This window comes from Corynebacterium sp. KPL2734, from assembly GCF_040225595.1.
GTDB classification, from domain to species: domain Bacteria; phylum Actinomycetota; class Actinomycetes; order Mycobacteriales; family Mycobacteriaceae; genus Corynebacterium; species Corynebacterium rhinophilum.
The window spans coordinates 160,406-178,405 of the sequence record NZ_JBEHFO010000004.1 but is presented as its reverse complement, the minus strand read 5'-3'; the positions used below and the strand labels follow the sequence as shown (position 1 = coordinate 178,405).

16 protein-coding genes are annotated in these 18,000 nt (G+C 58.3%); 3 read left to right on the top strand and 13 right to left on the bottom strand.

Annotated features, from left to right (window positions below; all coding sequences use genetic code 11):
- Nucleotides 1-96: 96 nt before the first annotated feature.
- From pheT to uvrA, 10 genes are all read right to left on the bottom strand, one after another.
- Entirely contained in the window at nt 97-2,613 is a 2,517-nt protein-coding gene (gene pheT / locus ABRP88_RS04455; RefSeq protein ID WP_349836342.1) for a phenylalanine--tRNA ligase subunit beta, read from the bottom strand.
- Nucleotides 2,614-2,636: 23 nt separating this feature from the next.
- Nucleotides 2,637-3,683, bottom strand: a complete 1,047-nt coding sequence (gene pheS / locus ABRP88_RS04450) for a phenylalanine--tRNA ligase subunit alpha (RefSeq protein ID WP_284770492.1) — start codon at nt 3,681-3,683, stop codon at nt 2,637-2,639.
- A gap of 120 nt (nt 3,684-3,803) precedes the next feature.
- On the bottom strand, nt 3,804-4,610 hold the full coding sequence (locus ABRP88_RS04445) for a TrmH family RNA methyltransferase (protein WP_284770493.1): 807 nt from the start codon (nt 4,608-4,610) through the stop codon (nt 3,804-3,806).
- Between the two features lie 95 nt (nt 4,611-4,705).
- Nucleotides 4,706-5,116 carry a TM2 domain-containing protein gene (locus ABRP88_RS04440; RefSeq protein WP_284770494.1) on the bottom strand — a complete coding sequence of 137 codons (411 nt, stop codon included), beginning with the start codon at nt 5,114-5,116 and terminating at the stop codon, nt 4,706-4,708.
- Nucleotides 5,117-5,280: 164 nt separating this feature from the next.
- Nucleotides 5,281-5,664 (bottom strand): 50S ribosomal protein L20, encoded by a 384-nt coding sequence (gene rplT / locus ABRP88_RS04435; protein WP_023017886.1) that lies wholly within the window; start codon nt 5,662-5,664, stop codon nt 5,281-5,283.
- A gap of 56 nt (nt 5,665-5,720) precedes the next feature.
- Nucleotides 5,721-5,915, bottom strand: a complete 195-nt coding sequence (rpmI, locus tag ABRP88_RS04430) for a 50S ribosomal protein L35 (RefSeq protein ID WP_239269865.1) — start codon at nt 5,913-5,915, stop codon at nt 5,721-5,723.
- Between the two features lie 35 nt (nt 5,916-5,950).
- A complete protein-coding gene (infC, locus tag ABRP88_RS04425; protein ID WP_081443661.1) occupies nt 5,951-6,472 on the bottom strand; it encodes a translation initiation factor IF-3 in 522 nt (173 codons plus the stop codon).
- Between the two features lie 271 nt (nt 6,473-6,743).
- Nucleotides 6,744-6,920 carry a hypothetical protein gene (locus ABRP88_RS04420; protein ID WP_349836339.1) on the bottom strand — a complete coding sequence of 59 codons (177 nt, stop codon included), beginning with the start codon at nt 6,918-6,920 and terminating at the stop codon, nt 6,744-6,746.
- On the bottom strand, nt 6,893-7,579 hold the full coding sequence (locus ABRP88_RS04415; RefSeq protein WP_349836337.1) for a serine hydrolase: 687 nt from the start codon (nt 7,577-7,579) through the stop codon (nt 6,893-6,895). Before ABRP88_RS04415 ends, ABRP88_RS04420 begins: the two co-directional genes overlap by 28 nt.
- Nucleotides 7,580-7,662: 83 nt before the next feature.
- A complete protein-coding gene (uvrA, locus tag ABRP88_RS04410; protein ID WP_349836335.1) occupies nt 7,663-10,503 on the bottom strand; it encodes an excinuclease ABC subunit UvrA in 2,841 nt (946 codons plus the stop codon).
- A 64-nt stretch (nt 10,504-10,567) separates the two neighbouring features.
- Here uvrA and ABRP88_RS04405 point away from each other — a divergent pair, with 64 nt between their 5' ends.
- The 3 genes from ABRP88_RS04405 (at nt 10,568) to ABRP88_RS04395 (ending at nt 14,666) form a co-directional block, all read left to right on the top strand.
- Nucleotides 10,568-11,170, top strand: a complete 603-nt coding sequence (locus ABRP88_RS04405; RefSeq protein ID WP_349836333.1) for an MBL fold metallo-hydrolase — start codon at nt 10,568-10,570, stop codon at nt 11,168-11,170.
- Between the two features lie 77 nt (nt 11,171-11,247).
- Nucleotides 11,248-12,264, top strand: a complete 1,017-nt coding sequence (locus ABRP88_RS04400) for a DoxX family protein (RefSeq protein WP_349836331.1) — start codon at nt 11,248-11,250, stop codon at nt 12,262-12,264.
- 143 nt (nt 12,265-12,407) lie between these two features.
- Nucleotides 12,408-14,666 carry a HelD family protein gene (locus tag ABRP88_RS04395; protein ID WP_349836329.1) on the top strand — a complete coding sequence of 753 codons (2,259 nt, stop codon included), beginning with the start codon at nt 12,408-12,410 and terminating at the stop codon, nt 14,664-14,666.
- A gap of 88 nt (nt 14,667-14,754) precedes the next feature.
- On the opposite strand, the gene ABRP88_RS04390 is transcribed toward ABRP88_RS04395, so the two are convergent.
- From ABRP88_RS04390 to uvrB, 3 genes are all read right to left on the bottom strand, one after another.
- Nucleotides 14,755-15,195, bottom strand: a complete 441-nt coding sequence (locus tag ABRP88_RS04390; protein ID WP_005282685.1) for a universal stress protein — start codon at nt 15,193-15,195, stop codon at nt 14,755-14,757.
- A gap of 83 nt (nt 15,196-15,278) precedes the next feature.
- Nucleotides 15,279-15,731 carry a universal stress protein gene (locus ABRP88_RS04385; protein WP_349836328.1) on the bottom strand — a complete coding sequence of 151 codons (453 nt, stop codon included), beginning with the start codon at nt 15,729-15,731 and terminating at the stop codon, nt 15,279-15,281.
- A 149-nt stretch (nt 15,732-15,880) separates the two neighbouring features.
- Nucleotides 15,881-17,974 (bottom strand): excinuclease ABC subunit UvrB, encoded by a 2,094-nt coding sequence (gene uvrB / locus ABRP88_RS04380; RefSeq protein ID WP_349836327.1) that lies wholly within the window; start codon nt 17,972-17,974, stop codon nt 15,881-15,883.
- Nucleotides 17,975-18,000: the final 26 nt, after the last annotated feature.

The window sequence follows — 18,000 nt, the reverse complement described above, 5'->3', positions numbered from 1 at the left end:
GCAGAACGGCGAAGACCCAGTGCCCAAGTGACCTATGCGCCACCGGACTCAGGATCTTCGCCTTTTAATGGAAAGGACTGGACTACTGGGTCTGCCCTATGCTCGCATTTCTGCGCCGAATCGCTGCTTGGCCAATTCGGCGGCCGTCGTGCGGTGCTCGTTGACCTCCTCATCGGTCAAGGTACGGTCCGCAGCGCGGAATTGCAGCTGGAAGGCCAAGGACTTCTTGCCTTCGCCCAATTGCTCACCGCGGAAAATATCGAAGAGGTCGACCGACTCGATGAGATCGCCGGCTCCCTCTTCCACCGTGGCGCGCACCTTTTCCGCTGGGATATCTTCATCCACCACCAGCGCGATGTCTTGGTGTAAGGCTGGGAATGCCGACAATACCGGCGCCGGGAAGCGTTCAGTCAGCGGCAAGGCCGTGATATTAAGCTCCATCGCGCACGTGCGCGGCGGCAAGCTGAGCGCCTCAAGAACCTGGGGGTGCAATTCGCCAGCGTAGCCCACGATGTCATCTGTTCCTGCCACCTTGATTGCGGCACACCGGCCTGGGTGCCACGGCAGGTGTTGCGCGGCCTCGACCTCGATATCAAGGCCCGCGGCGCGGGCAACCAGACGTGCGGATTCAATGGCATCCGCATAGGTGTAATCTCGGCCTTCGCCCCACGGGCCCTCGTGTTCCATCTTGCCCGTAGCGACGGTTGCCACGTGCAAGGGCTGCTCCGGAAGCGTGCGCAGCAGTTCTTCCACAACTTCATCGCCAGGGCGCTGGGCCACGGAGGGCATAGGAGACGATTCTGCGCGCTTGAATGCCACCTGCTGGAGGCCAAACAGCGCCAGATCCTTGCGGCCGCGAGCTACGTTGCGGCCCAAAGCCTCAAGCGTTGCGGGAAGCAAGGTCGTGGCCAAGATGGCTTTGTCAGACTCCAACGGGTTCTGCACTGCCACGGTATTGCGGCGGGCATCGTCAGAGCCAAGGCCCCACACATCAAAGGTGTCGTTCGCGATAAACGGCGTGGGCAAAACCTCGGCATAGCCCGCATATGCCAAACCGTGGCCGATGGCGCGGCGGCGCTTTTGCGCTGGGGTCAAACCGCGACCGCCTGCCGGCGTGGGCAGAACGGTGGGGATATCTTCCAAGCCTTCAAGGCGTAAGACCTCCTCGATGAGGTCAACGTCCATGGAAATATCGGTGCGCCAGGTCGCGGGCGTGACTTTAAGTACCGAATCCGATTCTGCTTCGACGGAGCAACCGACCTCTTCTAGACGGGAGATAACGGTCTCGCGGGAGTACTCCACGCCGGCGTATTCGCTCGGCTTTTCCGCACGCAAACGGATGGCCTGTGGCTGAGTTACCTCACCAACGAGGGTGCGACCCTTTTCAATCGTTCCGCCCGCAATGGAGTGCAACAATGCACACGCTATGTTGAGGGCCACCTCGACGATAGCCGGATCGACGCCGCGCTCAAACCGGCGCGATGCCTCAGAAGAAAGCTTGTGCCGGCGAGAAGTGCGGGCCACGGTAATGGGATCCCAGATTGCGGACTCGAAGTAGACATCGGTGGTCTGGTCAGAAATCTCTGAACTCGTACCGCCCATAACACCGGCTAGGGATTGAATGCCGTTGTCATCACAGATGACCACGTCCTCACCAGCGAGTTCGCGAGTGACGTGATCGAGAGTCTCGAACTTTTCGCCTTCTTGTGCATTGCGAACCGTAAGGTCACCCGCGATTTCATTGGCATCGAAGGCATGCATCGGGGCGCCCAACAGCAACATGACGTAGTTGGTCACATCCGTTGCCACATTGACGCTGCGCTGGCCGGACAGCATGAGTTCGCGTTCCATCCAAAAAGGAGTGCGTGCCTGCGGATCGATGCCGCTTACCTTGCGCACGCCAAATCGCTGCGCCTTGGTTTCCTCGCGGAGATCGATATTGAGAAGCGATCCTTCGGCCGCTGGCACAGCAGAGGTATCGATTCCGGCGACCGCTGGATCGTCGGCGACGTCCTTAAACTCCAGATCAAAGGCAGAGGCGATCTCGCGGCTTAAGCCACGCGCAGATAGTGCGTAGCCGCGGTCTGGGGTGATATTGACGTCAAAGTCGGTATCGGACAGACCGATGATTGGACGAGCATCTTCGCCCACCATGTCCGCGACCTCATCACCGAGCACGATGATGCCGTTTGCCTGCGCGCCAAAGCCCAGCTCCGCAGCGGAGCACATCATGCCGTTGGAGATGTGATCATAAGTTTCGCGCGCAGCGATTTTGAAGCCACCGGGCAACTCTGCGCCCGGCAGGGAAACTACGACATAGTCGTGCAACCGGAAGTTGCGCGCACCGCAGATAATGCCCTGCAATTCACCGGTGCCATTGGCCTGGCCGACGTTGACCTGGCAGTACCGAATGGGCTTTTTGAACTGCGTGAGCTCTTCAATTTCTACAACCTGGCCAATGACCAATGGACCAGTAGTCTCAGGGATAGGCTCATATCCTTCGGTTTCAAAGCCCACACGGACGAAACCGGAATCCATATCGGCAGCAGACACGCTCCAGTTCGGATTGGAAGCGCCAAGGATACGGGTAACCCAGTCTTGGGAAATAAGCATGATGTATCTATCCTTTCTGGGTTTTAAGCCTGTACGCCAAAGGGCAGGGTGAATCGGACATCGCCTTCAACCATGTCGCGCATATCGGTCAGTCCATTGCGGAATTGCAGGGTGCGCTCTAGGCCCATGCCGAAGGCAAAACCCGTATATTCTTCCGGATCAACACCTACCGCGCGCAGCACGTTGGGATTGACCATTCCGCAACCGCCCCATTCGATCCAGCCGGCGCCGCCCTTTTTATTGGGGAACCAGACATCTACCTCCGCAGAAGGCTCCGTAAAGGGGAAATAATTAACGCGCATGCGCGTCGTGGTTTCGGGGCCGAAGAGCACCTTGGCCAAGTGCTCGAGCGTTCCGCGCAGATGAGCCATGGTCAGGCCCTTATCCACGGCGAGGCCCTCCACCTGGTGGAATACCGGGGTGTGAGTAGCGTCCAGCTCGTCCGTACGGAAAACGCGCCCCGGGCAGGCGATGTACAGGGGCACATCGCGCTCGAGCATCGTGCGCACCTGAACAGGCGACGTGTGCGTGCGCAGAACCTGCTTGGAGCCTTCCTTGCCCACGTGGAACGTATCCTGCAGGGTGCGCGCTGGGTGATCCGGCTTGAAGTTCAGGGCATCGAAGTTAAAGTACTCTGCTTCGATTTCTGGACCATCGGCGATTTCCCACCCCATGCCAACGAAAATATCGGCGATGCGCTCCGATAAGGAGGTAATGGGGTGCAGTGCACCTGTTTGCGCTCGAGTCGTAGGAATCGTCACGTCGACGGTTTCGGCCTTCAGCTGGGCCTCGCGCGCCTGCTGCTCCAATTCCTCCTTGACCTGCGCAAAACGCTTTTCCATCTTGCCGCGGGCCATATTCACGGCCTTGCCGGCGGATTTGCGCTGATCCTTAGGGATTTGGCCGAGGGATTGGCGGGCTTGCGGGATATACCCGTTATCGCCTAAGTGCTCGCGGCGGGCAGCGGTGAGATCCTCTAGCGTCTCTGCTGCTTCGAAGGCTGCGATAGCCTTATCGGCCGCGGCCCCGAGGGCCTGTTCGGTCAATTCGATCTGCGGTGTATCGGACACGTACTTCGTACCTTCTTCTCGCGCGAAAACTAACGCGTGCAATCTTACTCTGTCACTAGGACACGGGCAGCCCCAGGGACCCCTTTTTCATTCGCTACCGCGGACAAACGCGATTGGGGCCTAGTTCTGTTCCTGTGCCTTAGCGGACTCGTACAAGCAGATGCTGGCCGCGGTGGCAAGGTTGAGCGACTCAGCACGACCTCGCAGCGGGATGCGCACCCGCATATCGGCCTCTTCAAGCAGCTCGCCCAACCCGTGGGCTTCATTGCCAAAGAGCCAGGCGGTGGGTTGGGTGAGGTCGGCATCGGCAAGCTCTACTTCCCCATCTGCGGCCGTCGCGACGATTTGCACGCCAGACTTGCGCAATTGGCCGAGAACGTCCTTGATATTGGGATCGCGCGCAACCGGGACGTGGAATAAGGAGCCGGCCGAAGCGCGGGCAACCTTGCTGCCTAAGGGGTCAACGGTCTCGCCAGCGAAGATCACGCCATCAGCGCCCATCGCATCCGAAGTCCTAATCAACGTACCCGCGTTTCCGGGCTCCGAGGTAAGCACCGGCACCGAAATCAAATTCGGCTTACCATTGAGAATCTTTCCTGCAGACCACAAGACCGAGGAACTGCACAGGGCAAAAATTCCCGTAGTTGTCGCGGTATCGGCCAGGTGCTTTGCGGCCTTATCTGTAATGGGGTGGACGTAGACATCCATATACCCGCAGGCCGTGACGATGTCCGCGAAGCGTTCCGCGGCCTTTTCCGTCACAAATACATCCGTGGCCGCACCCGTAGACACCGCAGCGTCCACGGCATTTTCGCCCTCGATAATGAACTGCTTAGCCTTCTTGCGGTTAGCAGCGCGGTGCAATTTCGCCGCGTTAACAATGCGCGGAGTGCGTTCGGTAAAGGCGGAGTCAAAGTCTAAATTCATAGGCTCTACCCTACCGTGGTCCAATTACTGGCCGTGTCGCACCTTAGGCATGACAAAACCCTGCCAGAAATCCGGCAGGGCCTTGGCGCAATCGATTATTTCTGAAGGGGAACTCCGCGCGCGTCCTTGTCATAATCACCCGCACCAAGAAGAATCATGAAGAACTCAACGAGTACCCAGATTCCCAGCACGGCCCAGAAGAGGATGCCCAACAGGAACCAGAAGGTAAACCAGCCGATGATATTGAGCGATAACTGCACAATGGCATAGGTGGTGCGGCCGGTGTAGAAGTTATGCGCACCGACGCTGCCCAAGAAGAAGCACAGGAGCAAGGTAGCAACCCAAGACTTCTGGTTACCTGCAGCTACATATTGTTGCTGCGGATAGCCCTGCGGCGCATAACCACCGGATTGGAAATCCTGGGAGTAATACGGCTGATTCTGGCCAGGGAATTGGTTGGAACCATAGTTTCCTTCTGGTTGCTCACGGTCATACGGGCTCGTCATAGCTTGGCGGTCTCCTTGCGAATACTGGCTTTATAGACTCATTAATCTAGCACACAGCGTGCATGTCTTTGGCGAGCATCAGGCGTTGAGATAGCACGAAACCCACCCCACGCCGGGGATTAACCGGTGATGGGGTGGGCAAGCAGCTATGTAGCTGAGAAGGCTTACGCAGCCTTCGGTGCGTTGACGTCCTCAGGCAGGGCAGCCTTGGCGGTCTCGCACAGTGCGGAGAAAGCCTCGAAGTCGTTGACGGCAAGCTCGGCGAGGATCTTGCGGTCTACCTCGATCTCAGCCAAGCGCAGGCCGTGGATGAGGCGGTTGTAGGTGATATCGTTCATGCGGGCAGCAGCGTTGATGCGCTGGATCCACAGCTTACGGAACTCAGACTTACGCGCGCGACGGTCGCGGTAAGCGTAAGTCATAGAGTGCAGCCACTGTTCCTTGGCCTTACGGTACAGGCGGGAACGCTGGCCACGGTAGCCCTTGGCGGACTTCAGGATCGCGCGACGCTTCTTCTTTGCGTTAACTGAGCGCTTTACTCGTGCCACAGTAATACTTCCTTAAATTCTGATTGAGATGGTGGATGTGGGTTGATTGGGCGCTTTTAGGCGCGACCGAGCAGGCGCTTGACGCGCTTGGTGTCCGGCTGGGAGACGGACTCGGTGCCCTTGAGGCGACGGGTGCGCTTGGAAGGCTTGCCCTCCAGCAAGTGGCGGCGGTTTGCCTGCTCGCGGCGCAGCTTGCCGGAACCGGTCACCTTGATGCGCTTTGCGGTGCCCTTGTGGGTCTTCTGCTTCATGAGTATAAGTCCTTAAATCCTACGTGGAATATGGTTTACTTTTTGCCCTTACGAACCGGACCCAAAACCATGGTCATATTGCGACCATCCTGCTTGGGGCGGGACTCAACTACGCCAACCTCAGCGACGTCATCGGCCAACCGCTCCAAAAGCCGGAAACCCAGCTCCGGTCGCGATTGCTCGCGGCCGCGGAACATGATGGTCACCTTGACCTTGGATCCCTTTTCCAGGAAGCGAACTACGTTACTCTTCTTGGTCTCATAATCGTGATCGTCGATCTTCGGACGGAACTTCTGTTCCTTCACCACGGTCTGCTGCTGGTTCTTACGAGATTCGCGAGCCTTTTGGGCCTGCTCATACTTGAACTTGCCGTAGTCCATGATTTTGGCAACTGGGGGCTTAGCCTTAGGAGCTACCTCGACCAAATCCAGGTCAGCTTCATAGGCAAGCTTGCGGGCATCATCGGTGCGGACGATACCCACCTGTTCACCACCGGGGCCGACAAGACGGACCTCGGGTACTCGGATACGCTCATTAATGCGAGCTTCAGCGCTGATTGTGGTTCTCCTCGATTAGGGGTTTTGGGTAATGAGTTCACCTACCGTGGACCACAAACGAATCTAACCCGGTCTGCCAAAGACAGCCGGGAGATCTCACAGAGCCAGACACGGACGTCTGGTTACCTTTACCGTTATCCAACGAACTTTAAGTCCGCGGCATCGGGTGGGAGAATCTCCGCTTGTGACCCAGGTTCCTGCAAAAGGTACCTTGGGCGGTAGTGGATCTGACACTAGCAGCCCGCTACCACTTAAAGCAAACCGCAGAATACTAGGCATCCTCGCAGGTGGAATCGGGCTCTAGTTTCCCATCCTCAATGGCTTTGTCGATGACCTTGAGGACGTCATCGGCAAGATCATCGATCGCGGCGGAGCCACTTTCATAATCCTCGCCTTCGACGATGACGCTTAGGGCTACTCCTACCCTTTTGCCGTCCTTTTCATGCACGCCGAATTGGCGGAATGTGTAGTCATCGCTATTTTCATCGAGCCCCAGCCGCTCTTTGCCCGGGTGCTTGCATGTTTGGATAGGCCAACGCTTTGCCATTCCACAATGTCATTTAATACCTCATGGACGTATTCGGCTTCCTTGATGCAGGGCAATTGCGCGCCGAAATTCGCCTGCTCCTGCAATGGCCAGGTGGAGTAGCCAAAAGCGTCAGCTTCAATGGAGGCCTTCGAGTCGTGCTCACGCAAGAGCTTTTCCACCGCCTCCGAGGCCACGCCTTCTTCCCACTGCACCTGCGACCACAATGCGTACGCGGCATCATTATCGGATTCTTTGATGGCCAGATCCACCAAGGACGGATCGGCGCCGTCTTGCAGCGCCGTAATGGCAATGGGCACTTTGATGGTGGACCAAGCCGGTCCATCGCCTGTGTCTCCCGCAGAAATTTTTTCTTCGCCGGCGGAGATAGCCACTCCGACATGGGCGTCATAGTCCTTGGACAACGACTCAACGGCGCGGCCCAGATCTTTGGTGAGCGCCGCATCGGCTTTAGCGCTCACGCTTGCCGATGCCCCTTCCCCCGCCGTATCCGCCGCCTGCTCGGGGGACGAGCACGCCGCCACGGCAGCAAGCGATACCGTCGCGAGTATCGCTCCCATTCTCCGCCGTAGATTCATTCCTCACAGACTAGCCCATGTTTTAGAAAGGGGACAATTTTTCGCAGAAACTATCTCCTTAGTTTTTAGGGCAACATTTCCTTGAGGTAGCCGCCAGTATAGGAACCTTCTACCTGTGCGACTTTTTCCGGAGTACCCTGCGCGACCACGGTGCCGCCACCGGCACCACCTTCTGGGCCCATATCCACAATCCAGTCTGCAGCCTTGATGACATCGAGGTTGTGCTCAATGATAAGCACGGAATTACCCTTATCTACCAAGCCTTGAATCACCAGCATTAACCGGCGAATATCCTCAAAGTGCAGACCGGTTGTCGGCTCATCCAGGATATAGATGGTGCGGCCATTGGTGCGCTTTTGTAGCTCCGAGGCAAGCTTCACGCGCTGGGCCTCACCGCCGGACAACGTGGTGGCGGCTTGGCCGAGGCGGACGTAGCCCAAGCCGACATCGACAAGCGTGGCCAAGTAGCGGTGGATAGAGGTAATGGGCTCGAAGAAGTCCGCTGCCTCTGAGATGGGCATATCCAGCACTTCCGCGATGTTTTTGCCCTTGTAGTGGACCTCCAGGGTTTCGCGGTTATAGCGCGCGCCCTCGCAGACCTCACACGGGACATAGACATCCGGCAGGAAGTTCATCTCGATCTTGATGGTGCCATCGCCCTGGCATGCCTCGCAGCGGCCACCTTTAACGTTAAAGGAAAAGCGCCCGGCCTTGTAACCGCGAACCTTTGCCTCTTGGGTCTCCGCAAAAAGATTGCGAATCTTATCAAAGACGCCGGTATAGGTAGCCGGGTTGGAACGCGGTGTGCGGCCAATCGGGCTTTGATCCACCTGCACCAACTTATCTAGGTGCTCGATGCCCTCCACACGCTTGGCACGCCCAGGAACCTGCCGGGCGCGGTTCAAGTTATTAGCCAGCGTCTTGGCCAAGATCTCATTGACCACGGTGGATTTGCCGGACCCGGATACACCGGTAATGCACACCAGCACGCCGAGCGGAATCTCGACATTAATCCCCTTCAGGTTATTTTCCCGTGCGCCGACTACCTTCAGGGTGCGATCTTTATCGATTTCGCGGCGGTGATCCGGAACAGCCAGCACCTTGGAACCAGACAGGTACTGCCCCGTCAAGGACTCCTCTACCTTCTCCACGCCGGCGGGCTCGCCTTGGTAGACCACTTCGCCGCCGTATTCGCCGGCGCGCGGGCCCACATCCACCAGCCAATCGGACGAGCGGATGGTGTCTTCATCGTGTTCGACCACGATAAGCGTATTGCCAATATCGCGCAGGCGCTGCAGAGTTGAGATCAGGCGGTGGTTATCGCGCTGGTGCAAACCAATCGATGGCTCGTCCAAGACGTACAAAACGCCTGCCAGCCCGGATCCAATCTGCGTGGCCAGGCGAATGCGCTGGGCTTCGCCGCCGGACAGGGTCGAAGCACCGCGGTCCAGGGTGAGGTAATTAAGCCCCACGTCCAATAAGAAACGCAAGCGGGCCTGGGTTTCCTTCAGCACCGCGCCCGCGATAATTTCCTCGCGGTGCCCCAAGACGAGCGAATCCAAAAACTCTGAGGCATCCTCAATGGACAGGGCGCTTAGCCCCGCGATGGACTGTTCACCATGCGAGGTCGACGCCAAGCGCACGGCGAGGATTTCCGGCTTCAGGCGCGTTCCCTTGCACGTGCTACACGGCACCCGGCGGGTGTATTGCAGCAGGCGATCCTTTTGGGACTGCGAATCCGTGGTATCCAATTTGCGGTGCAGGAAGCCTACTGCGCCCTCGAAGGGCGCGGTCCAATTGCGCTGGCGGCCATAACGGTTCTTATAGCGCACCCGCACCTCGGTTTCGGTACCGTAAATCAACGCATCGCGCTGCTCCCCCGTCAGCTCGCTGACAGGGATCTGCGGATCAAAGCCCATGGCTTTGCCCAAACCCTCCACGAGTTTCACGAAGTACCGGGAGTTCGGGCTGGAATGCCACGGCTGCACGGCATCGACGGCTGGGGCATCCGGATCCGGAATGAGCAGGTCCACATCCACTTCGAGCTTGGTGCCCAAGCCATCGCAAACCGGGCAGGAGCCAAAGGGTGCGTTAAAGGAAAACGCGCGCGGCTCGTACTCCTCGATGGTCAACGCATGGCCATTGGGGCAGGCCGCCTTTTCGGAATAGGTATGCGTGAGTTCCTCTTTATCAACGAACTCGATGGTGACGAGGCCATCGGCAAGCCGCAAAGCCGTTTCCACGGAATCGGTCAACCGCTGCTTCTGCGACGCCTTGACCTGCAACCGGTCCACCACCACCTCAATGGTGTGCTTAACCTGCTTCTTCAACTTCGGCGGATCGCTTAATTGGTGGGTCTCACCATCCACGCGCACGCGGGAGTAGCCCTGCGCCGAAAGGTCTTGGAAAAGGTCAACAAACTCGCCCTTGCGCTTGCGCGCTACCGGGGCGAGCACCTGGAACTTCAGCTTTTCTTCCTGCTCCAGTACTGCATCGACGATCTGCTGCGGCGTCTGGCGCTCGATGACGGCATCGCACTTGGGGCAGTGCGGAGTGCCAGCGCGTGAGAAGAGCAGGCGGAGGTAATCGTAAATTTCCGTAATCGTGCCCACGGTAGAGCGCGGGTTGTGGTTCGTGGATTTCTGATCGATGGACACTGCCGGCGATAGGCCACCGATGTATTCCACGTTGGGTTTATCCATCTGGCCCAAAAACATCCGGGCATAAGAGCTCAACGATTCCACGTAGCGGCGTTGGCCCTCCGCGAAGATGGTATCGAAGGCCAGCGAGGACTTACCGGAGCCCGAAAGCCCAGTAAAAACCACCATTTTATCGCGCGGAATATCGATATCCACGCCCTTGAGATTGTGTTCCCGTGCGCCTCGCACAATCAATCGTTCTGCCACTGCGCTCCAGCCTCCACATCATAGATTTTAATCTCCCCTTGAATGTACCCGTAAGCTGGAACGTATGACTAACGAGCTACATCTTCACCAAATCTCCGTTTCGGAGATGGATAATAACTGCTACCTGCTCACCGCCGGCGATCAAGGCTTGCTTGTCGATGCCGCCGATGACGCCCCCGCCATCCTCAACATGGCGCGCGAGGCAGGCGTTGACATCACCGCTGTTCTCACCACGCACCGCCACTGGGATCACGTGCGTGCGCTCGGCGAGGTTTTGGAGGCCACCAACGCAAAACACTACGCCTCCTTTATTGATTCGCCCGCCATTCCGGAAGACGTGGACGTTGAGCTGCGCGAGGGCGATTCCATCGAGTTTGCCGGCATGAAATTGCCGATCATCATCCTGCGCGGCCATACCCCCGGCGGCGTCGCGCTAGTGGCCACCGTTGACGGTGTCACCAACCTGTTTGTGGGAGATTCCGTATTCCCCGGTGGATTGGGTCGAACGACCTCTGAAGGCGACTTCGTGCGGCTATATAAGGACGTCACCAAGCGCCTCTTCGAGGAGTTCCCAGATAACGCCATCATCCGCCCGGGGCATGGCAAGCCCACCACCTTGGGGGAAGAACGCCCCAAGTTGGGTGATTGGTGGGAGCGCCGTTGGTGATCTAGGCGGCTATTTCAGCGTATAATGGTCAATCACACGATTGGTCTAAAACAACGAGCTAAGGAGCTTAAAGGACTATGATTCGCAAGTTTGCCCGCCCCATGCTGGCATCGGTATTTGTATGGGAAGGTGTAGACGACCTGCGCAATGCCTCGGAGCACACCAAGGAAACCGAAGGCTTCCTCAAGACCCTGCGCAAGTTCGTCCCCTCCGGTTACAAGAACCTGATTCCCAACGATCCGGAACTAGCTACCCGCGCCCTCGGCGGCGCAAAGATCGGTGCAGGTACCACCTTGGCTCTGGGCAAGGCACCGCGCACCTCCGCAGCCGTGCTGGCCGCCGCTACCCTGCCCAACTTGGTGGGCAAGAATAACTTCTGGGCCGCGGATAATAAGAAGGACAAGGAAGACCGTCGCAACGGCTTCATTACCAACACCGCCCTGCTCGGCGCACTCTTTATCACCACCCAGGACACCGAGGGCAAGCCATCCCTGCGCTGGCGCGCGCAGAAGGCCGGTGAGCGCACGAATAAGAAGATTCAGCAGGCGCTGCCCACCAAGTCTGAGTCCCAGGAAAAGCGCGAGGAGCTTTCCGCTCGCGCCAACGAGCTGTCCAACAAGGCCGGCGACTGGTTCAATGAAACCTCTCAGAAGGCGCAGGCCTATGTGGATGACAACAAGGATGACTGGCAGTCCACCGGTCGCGGCCTTCTCGATACCGCCAAGTCCTATGTCGATGACGCCAAGGACTACGTCGATGACAACAAGGACGACTGGCAGGATTCCGGCCGCGACTTCTTGGACAACGCGAAGTCCTTCATCGAGGACTCCGTAGATAGCGCCAAGTCCTACGTTGATGACAACAAGAAGGACTGGCTGAAGTCCGCTGAGTCCAACGCTAAGACCGCCCGCAAGGGTGCCGTCAAGGCCGCGAACAAGGCACAGAAGCGCGCCGATGATGCTGCATCGAAGCTCGACAAGGCAGACTCCAAGCGCGCTGCTAAGAAGGCTTCCAAGCAGGCAGATAAGCTGCAAAAGAAGGCTAATAAGAAGATCGAAGCCGCTATCAAGAAGATTGAAAAGCGCGTTAAGTAATTCGCCTTATCCCTCGCACACGGCCCAGCCCTTACGCTGGGCCGTTGTTCTTTGTCACGGCAAGGTCTAAACTCGAACCTCCCCTACGCGGCACGCGGATGCGTGTCCACCCCATATTTTCGTGTTTCATTCTGAGGAGTCTTGTGAACTCTGCACCGAAGAATTCTCCAGCCACTCATTCTCCCGCTAACGCATCTTCATCCCGCCGCGCGGATAACGCTGGAATTTCCGGCATCGAAGCCGAGCAGAACTACGTCGATGGCCTTTTTGACCGCCTCGATGATGAGGTGGCCGCGGCTAATGCACGCTTGAACGAAGTCCAGGCCGAGGTCGACCCTGCAACCCCCGATGCCGATGCCCTAGTGCGCCGCGAAACGGAATACCACGGCCTCCAAGCCAAGTTAGACCGCCTCAACGTCGCACAGATGGGGCTCGTCTTTGGCCGTATCGATATCGATGCTCCCGGCGATAACCCAACTGATGAGGGACTGGACCGCCGCTATATCGGCCGCATGGGTTTGGATGCGCGCGAAGAAAACTATCGCACCCTCCTTCTGGACTGGCGCGCCCCCATGGCCCGCCCCTTTTATCTCGCCACTACCGCACAGCCTGAAGGTGTACACACGCGCCGCCAGATCCGTATGTCCGGCCGCACGGTCACTGATGTCAATGACGAGGCATTAAACGGCCCAGGCGTGCGCGAGGAGGAAGCGGGCGTGGCGAGCGAGTCTGCCCTGTACTTTGCCATGCAACGCGCCCGCACGGGACACATGACGTCCATCGTGGAAACCATTCAGCGCGAGCAGGACGAAATCATCCGGGATAATGCCCGCGGCGTGATGGTGGTAGAAGGCGGTCCCGGCACCGGCAAGACTGCCGTCGCGCTGCACCGCGTTGCCTACCTGCTCTATACCCACCGCGAACTGCTATCTTCCACCGGTGTACTCATCGTTGGACCCAATACTAATTTTTTGGACTATATTTCCCGCGTCCTGCCAGAACTCGGTGAAACCGGCGTCGTGCTCTCCACCATCGGTGGGCTATTCCCCGGCATTACACCCACCCATACCGAGGGTCTTGTGGGCCGCGAAATTAAAGGCAGCGAGGCCATGGCGGAAATCCTGAGCGCTGCAGTCAAGGATTATCAGCAGGTGCCGAATGAGGCTCGGGACATCACCGTGGATGGCCTGACCCTGACCATCACTCCATCCATGGTGAAGAAGGCGCGCACCCGCGCCCGCCGCTCACGCAAGCCGCATAACCAGGCGCGCGAGGCATTCATCGAGCACTTCGTGGAGGACCTGGCACAGGAGATGGCCACCAAGGTTGGCACCGATCCGCTGGGCGGGGAAAACCTCTTAAGCCGCGCGGATGTGGACCAATTCCACGACGATCTTGCCATTGATGAGTCCGTGGTCAGCTGCATCGATGATTTTTGGCCCCAGCTTGATCCCTCTGAGGTCCTCGCCGCATTATTGTCGTCCCGCGAACGCATTACCTCGGCTGCCCGTGGATACGATGAGGAGACCCAAGCCGCCTTGTACCGCGCAGATGGCTACGGTTGGACCGATTCCGATGCTGCCCTATTGGATGAGTTGGCCGTCCTCATCGGGCTGCCCAGTCCTGAGGAGAAGAAGGCGGCCAAAGACGCCGAGTGGCGCGAGCAGATCGCGGATGCAGAAGATGCGTTGGATATCCTGTCATCTTCTGAATCCACCGATAACGACGATGACATGTTTGAGGCGGAAATCCTCTCGGCGCACGACGTGATCGACGCGGAAACCCTGGCGCAGCGCCAGGAGGTGCGGGATACGCGCACCACCGCGCAGCGTGCCCGGGAGGATCACACGTGGGCCTTTGGCCACATCATCGTGGACGAAGCGCAGGAACTTACCCCGATGGAATGGCGGATGCTCTTCCGCCGCTGCCCGTCGCGCTGGATGACGCTGGTGGGCGATACCTCGCAGACCGGTTCCCCGGCCGGCGTGGATGACTGGGGCGAGGCCTTGGAGCCGTTCATCGCCCAGCGCTTCCGCCACCACCTCCTTACCGTCAACTACCGCACACCTGAGCCCATTACCGAGCTTGCTAATGGCCTATTGGCCTCCATCGATCCGGATGCCACCCCGGCCATTGCCATTCGCGATGGCGAGCCGGTGCGCTGGCTTGCCGATGCCGACTTCACCCCCGGCATTACCACCGAGGACGATGGCCGCCTGACCGCGGTCATTGATTCCACGAACGCCGAAGCAGTCAAGGGCCTCGAGTTCGACCACGTTATCGTGCTTCACCCGCGCGAGATTGTCGATGCCTCCCCGCAGGGGCTGCAGAATCTGTACGTCTGCATCACCCGGGCCACGCAAACGCTGACCCTTGTAGGAGATACTGCCGGCGTGCTTTAGCCCGCTGGGATCACAAACCCACCGCGCGAATCCAGAGGTGGACTCGCCGCGGTGGGTAAGGCGAAAGCCGGTCAGGCGAAAGCCTAGATTAATTGACGGTGTGAACAATCATGACGTCACAATCGGACTGACGCGCCACATCCGCTGGCACCGAGCCGAGCAGACGACCGGTCAGGGAATTAATGCCGCGGTTACCAACGATGAGCAGATCTGCATCATTGTCATTGACAATGGACATCAGGGCTTGCACCGGCGTGCCAGGGCGGACGGCGGTTTCTACCTTGGAAACCCCGTGCTTTTCCGCTTCTTCCTTGCCTGCCTGCAGGTTGGCTTCGGCTTTCTCATCACCAAGAATAGTGACGGAATCCTGACGCAAGGTCTTCGAAGCCTGCTCTTGATTCTCGTAGTAAGCACAACCGATGATCAGCGTGGCATCGAATGCAGCGGCAATCTTGGCTGCTCGCTCCACGGCGAGGAGGGAGGACTTGGAACCGTCAGTACCGACAACAATCGTGCTGTAGTCGCTCATGATGACCTTTCTTTGTGGGTGTGTACCCTAACTATTCTAGTGTGCCAACTTGGCGTTACTGCAAGTCTAACAATGAAAAGTGATTAACGTTTTTCACTCGTGTTAACCACCACGACATCCACCTTGGATTTATGGGTAAGTTCAGTTGGCACCGAGCCAAAAACGCGCCCGCGCACGGAATTAACGCCGCGATTGCCCACGACCAAGAGCTCAACGTCGGATTTCTCCGTGACCTCGATTAAGGCGTTGACGGGGTCACCGGGGGTGGTGACCACCTCAATGTTTTCTGCCCCTTCGGACTCAGCAATCCGCTGCGCGTTCGTGAGGTAGGTATCGGCCATTTCTTCGCTGACCACCGGTAGCCTGGAGCCCTCACCGCTGGGGGCGCCGAGCATGGAGCCAGAATGGTTATAGGCTGCGGAGACGATGATGAGCTTGGCATCGTATGCCCGCGCCATGGATGCCGCCGAGCGCACGGCGCGCAGGGAAGTTTCGGAGCCATCAGTACCGACGGCGATGGTGTGATACGTAAGCATGATTCTCCTTGCTGGTGAAGTACTAGGTCGGCACAATGAACCGGCTTTTAGTCGCCCCCAGTATAGTCAGGGCGCCGGACCAATAAGCCGATCGTTGCAGTAGTGCGCACTTTTAGGGGGAGAGCGTTACCAGGACGGCGCGCACGCCGCTAGATTCCGGCTTCCTTCAGCCCGCGCAGTTCTTTCTTCAAATCCGCAATCTCATCGCGCAGCCGGCCGGCCAACTCGAATTTCAGTTCGCGCGCGGCAGTGCCCATCTGTGCCTGCAGGTCATTGATGAGCGCCTCAACCTCATCGGTGGCCATGCTGGACACGTCGCGCTTTTCCACCACCGCTGAAGGATCCGACTCGGCGGCCTCCTCCCCATTGTTCTCATAGACCTGGTCCAAGATATCCGCGATCTTCTTGCGCAGCGGCTGCGGATCCACACCGTGTTCCTTGTTATAGGCAATCTGCTTCTCGCGGCGGCGCTCCGTTTCATCGATGGCTTCTTGCATCGAGTCGGTGATTTTATCCGCGTACATGATGACCTCGCCCGATACGTTACGCGCGGCGCGGCCGATGGTCTGGATGAGCGACGTCGTCGAGCGCAAGAAGCCTTCCTTATCCGCATCGAGGATGGCTACGAGCGAGACCTCGGGCAAGTCCAAGCCCTCGCGCAAGAGGTTGATGCCCACGAGCACGTCGAATTCGCCCTGCCGCAATTGGCGCAGCAGCTCCACGCGCTGCAGCGTATCGATATCCGAGTGCAGGTAGCGGACCTTAATCCCCTGCTCCAAGAGGTAATCCGTTAGGTCTTCTGCCATGCGCTTGGTCAAGGTGGTCACCAATACGCGCTCCTGAGAGGCGATGCGGCCGCGGACTTCATCAATGAGGTCATCAATCTGGCCCTTGGTCGGTTTCACCGTGACCTTGGGATCGACCAGGCCGGTCGGGCGAATGACCTGCTCGACAAACTCGCCGCCGGAGGAGGTCATTTCGAAATCGCCAGGGGTGGCGGACATATAGACGGTTTGACCAACGCGCTCTTCAAACTCATCGAAGGTCAGTGGCCGGTTGTCCACCGCGGAGGGCAGGCGGAAGCCAAATTCCACCAGGTTTCGCTTGCGCGACATATCTCCTTCGTACATGCCGCCGATCTGTGGCACGGTCACGTGGGACTCATCGATGATGGTAAGAAAGTCCTCTGGGAAATAGTCCAAGAGCGTGGCTGGCGCGGACCCCGCCGGGCGGCCATCCACGTGGCGGGAGTAGTTCTCAATGCCGGAGCAGAACCCCACCTGCTCGATCATCTCTAGGTCATATTCCGTGCGCATGCGCAGCCGCTGCGCTTCTAGGAGCTTGCCGCGGTTTTCTAGATCCTCGAGGCGCTCAGCCAATTCTTCCTTGATATCGGCCACGGCCTTTTCCATGCGCTCTGGGCCGGCCACGTAGTGCGTGGCGGGGAAAATGCGCACTTCATCGACCTGTTCGATAACGTCACCGGTTACCGGGTGGATATAGTACAGCGAGTCGATATCATCGCCGAAAAACTCAATGCGCACCGCGCGCTCCTCGTACGCCGGAATGATATCGACCGTATCGCCCTTGACGCGGAAGGTACCGCGGGTAAAACCCACATCGTTGCGCTCATATTGGATATCTACTAACAGCCTTAAGAAACGGTCCCTATCGAGCTCCTCGTCGACGGCGATAATCACCGAGCGATCCAAATAGGATTGCGGGGTACCCAAGCCGTAGATACACGAGACCGAGGAGACCACCACAACATCGCGCCGCGAGAGCAGCCCAGAGGTGGCCGAGTGGCGCAGGCGCTCGACGTCCTCATTAATGGAGGAGTCTTTTTCGATATAGGTATCGGTCTGCGCGATATAGGCTTCTGGCTGATAGTAATCGTAATAGGAGACGAAGTATTCCACCGCGTTATTGGGCAATAATTGGCGCAGCTCATTGGCCAGCTGTGCGGCCAAGGTTTTATTGGGCGCCATGACGAGCGTGGGTCGCTGCTGCTTTTCAATCAGCCACGCGGCCGTCGCGGATTTACCAGTACCGGTTGCGCCCATGAGCACAACGTCGCGCTCGTCGCGGTTGAGGCGCTCATCAAGTTCCTTGATGGCCGCAGGCTGGTCACCTGCGGGTTCATATTCAGAAACGACTTGAAACTTGCCGGGGGTGCGTTCTACCTCGCCGACGACGCGGTGTTCAGAATTTGGAATAAGGGGGTGTTCAGCAGCAAAAGCCATGCCCGCTATTCTACTGCTTGGACGCT

What these genes read in the sequence shown, in the direction of transcription:
- pheT (WP_349836342.1), bottom strand. Translation starts at nt 2,613, where the DNA reads ATGCTTATTTCCCAAGACTGGGTTACCCGTATCCTTGGCGCTTCCAAT.
- ABRP88_RS04445 (WP_284770493.1), bottom strand. Translation starts at nt 4,610, where the DNA reads ATGAATTTAGACTTTGACTCCGCCTTTACCGAACGCACTCCGCGCATT.
- ABRP88_RS04440 (WP_284770494.1), bottom strand. Translation starts at nt 5,116, where the DNA reads ATGACGAGCCCGTATGACCGTGAGCAACCAGAAGGAAACTATGGTTCC.
- rpmI (WP_239269865.1), bottom strand. Translation starts at nt 5,915, where the DNA reads ATGAAGCAGAAGACCCACAAGGGCACCGCAAAGCGCATCAAGGTGACC.
- ABRP88_RS04415 (WP_349836337.1), bottom strand. Translation starts at nt 7,579, where the DNA reads ATGGGAGCGATACTCGCGACGGTATCGCTTGCTGCCGTGGCGGCGTGC.
- ABRP88_RS04405 (WP_349836333.1), top strand. Translation starts at nt 10,568, where the DNA reads ATGACTAACGAGCTACATCTTCACCAAATCTCCGTTTCGGAGATGGAT.
- ABRP88_RS04400 (WP_349836331.1), top strand. Translation starts at nt 11,248, where the DNA reads ATGATTCGCAAGTTTGCCCGCCCCATGCTGGCATCGGTATTTGTATGG.
- ABRP88_RS04390 (WP_005282685.1), bottom strand. Translation starts at nt 15,195, where the DNA reads ATGAGCGACTACAGCACGATTGTTGTCGGTACTGACGGTTCCAAGTCC.
- ABRP88_RS04385 (WP_349836328.1), bottom strand. Translation starts at nt 15,731, where the DNA reads ATGCTTACGTATCACACCATCGCCGTCGGTACTGATGGCTCCGAAACT.
- uvrB (WP_349836327.1), bottom strand. Translation starts at nt 17,974, where the DNA reads ATGGCTTTTGCTGCTGAACACCCCCTTATTCCAAATTCTGAACACCGC.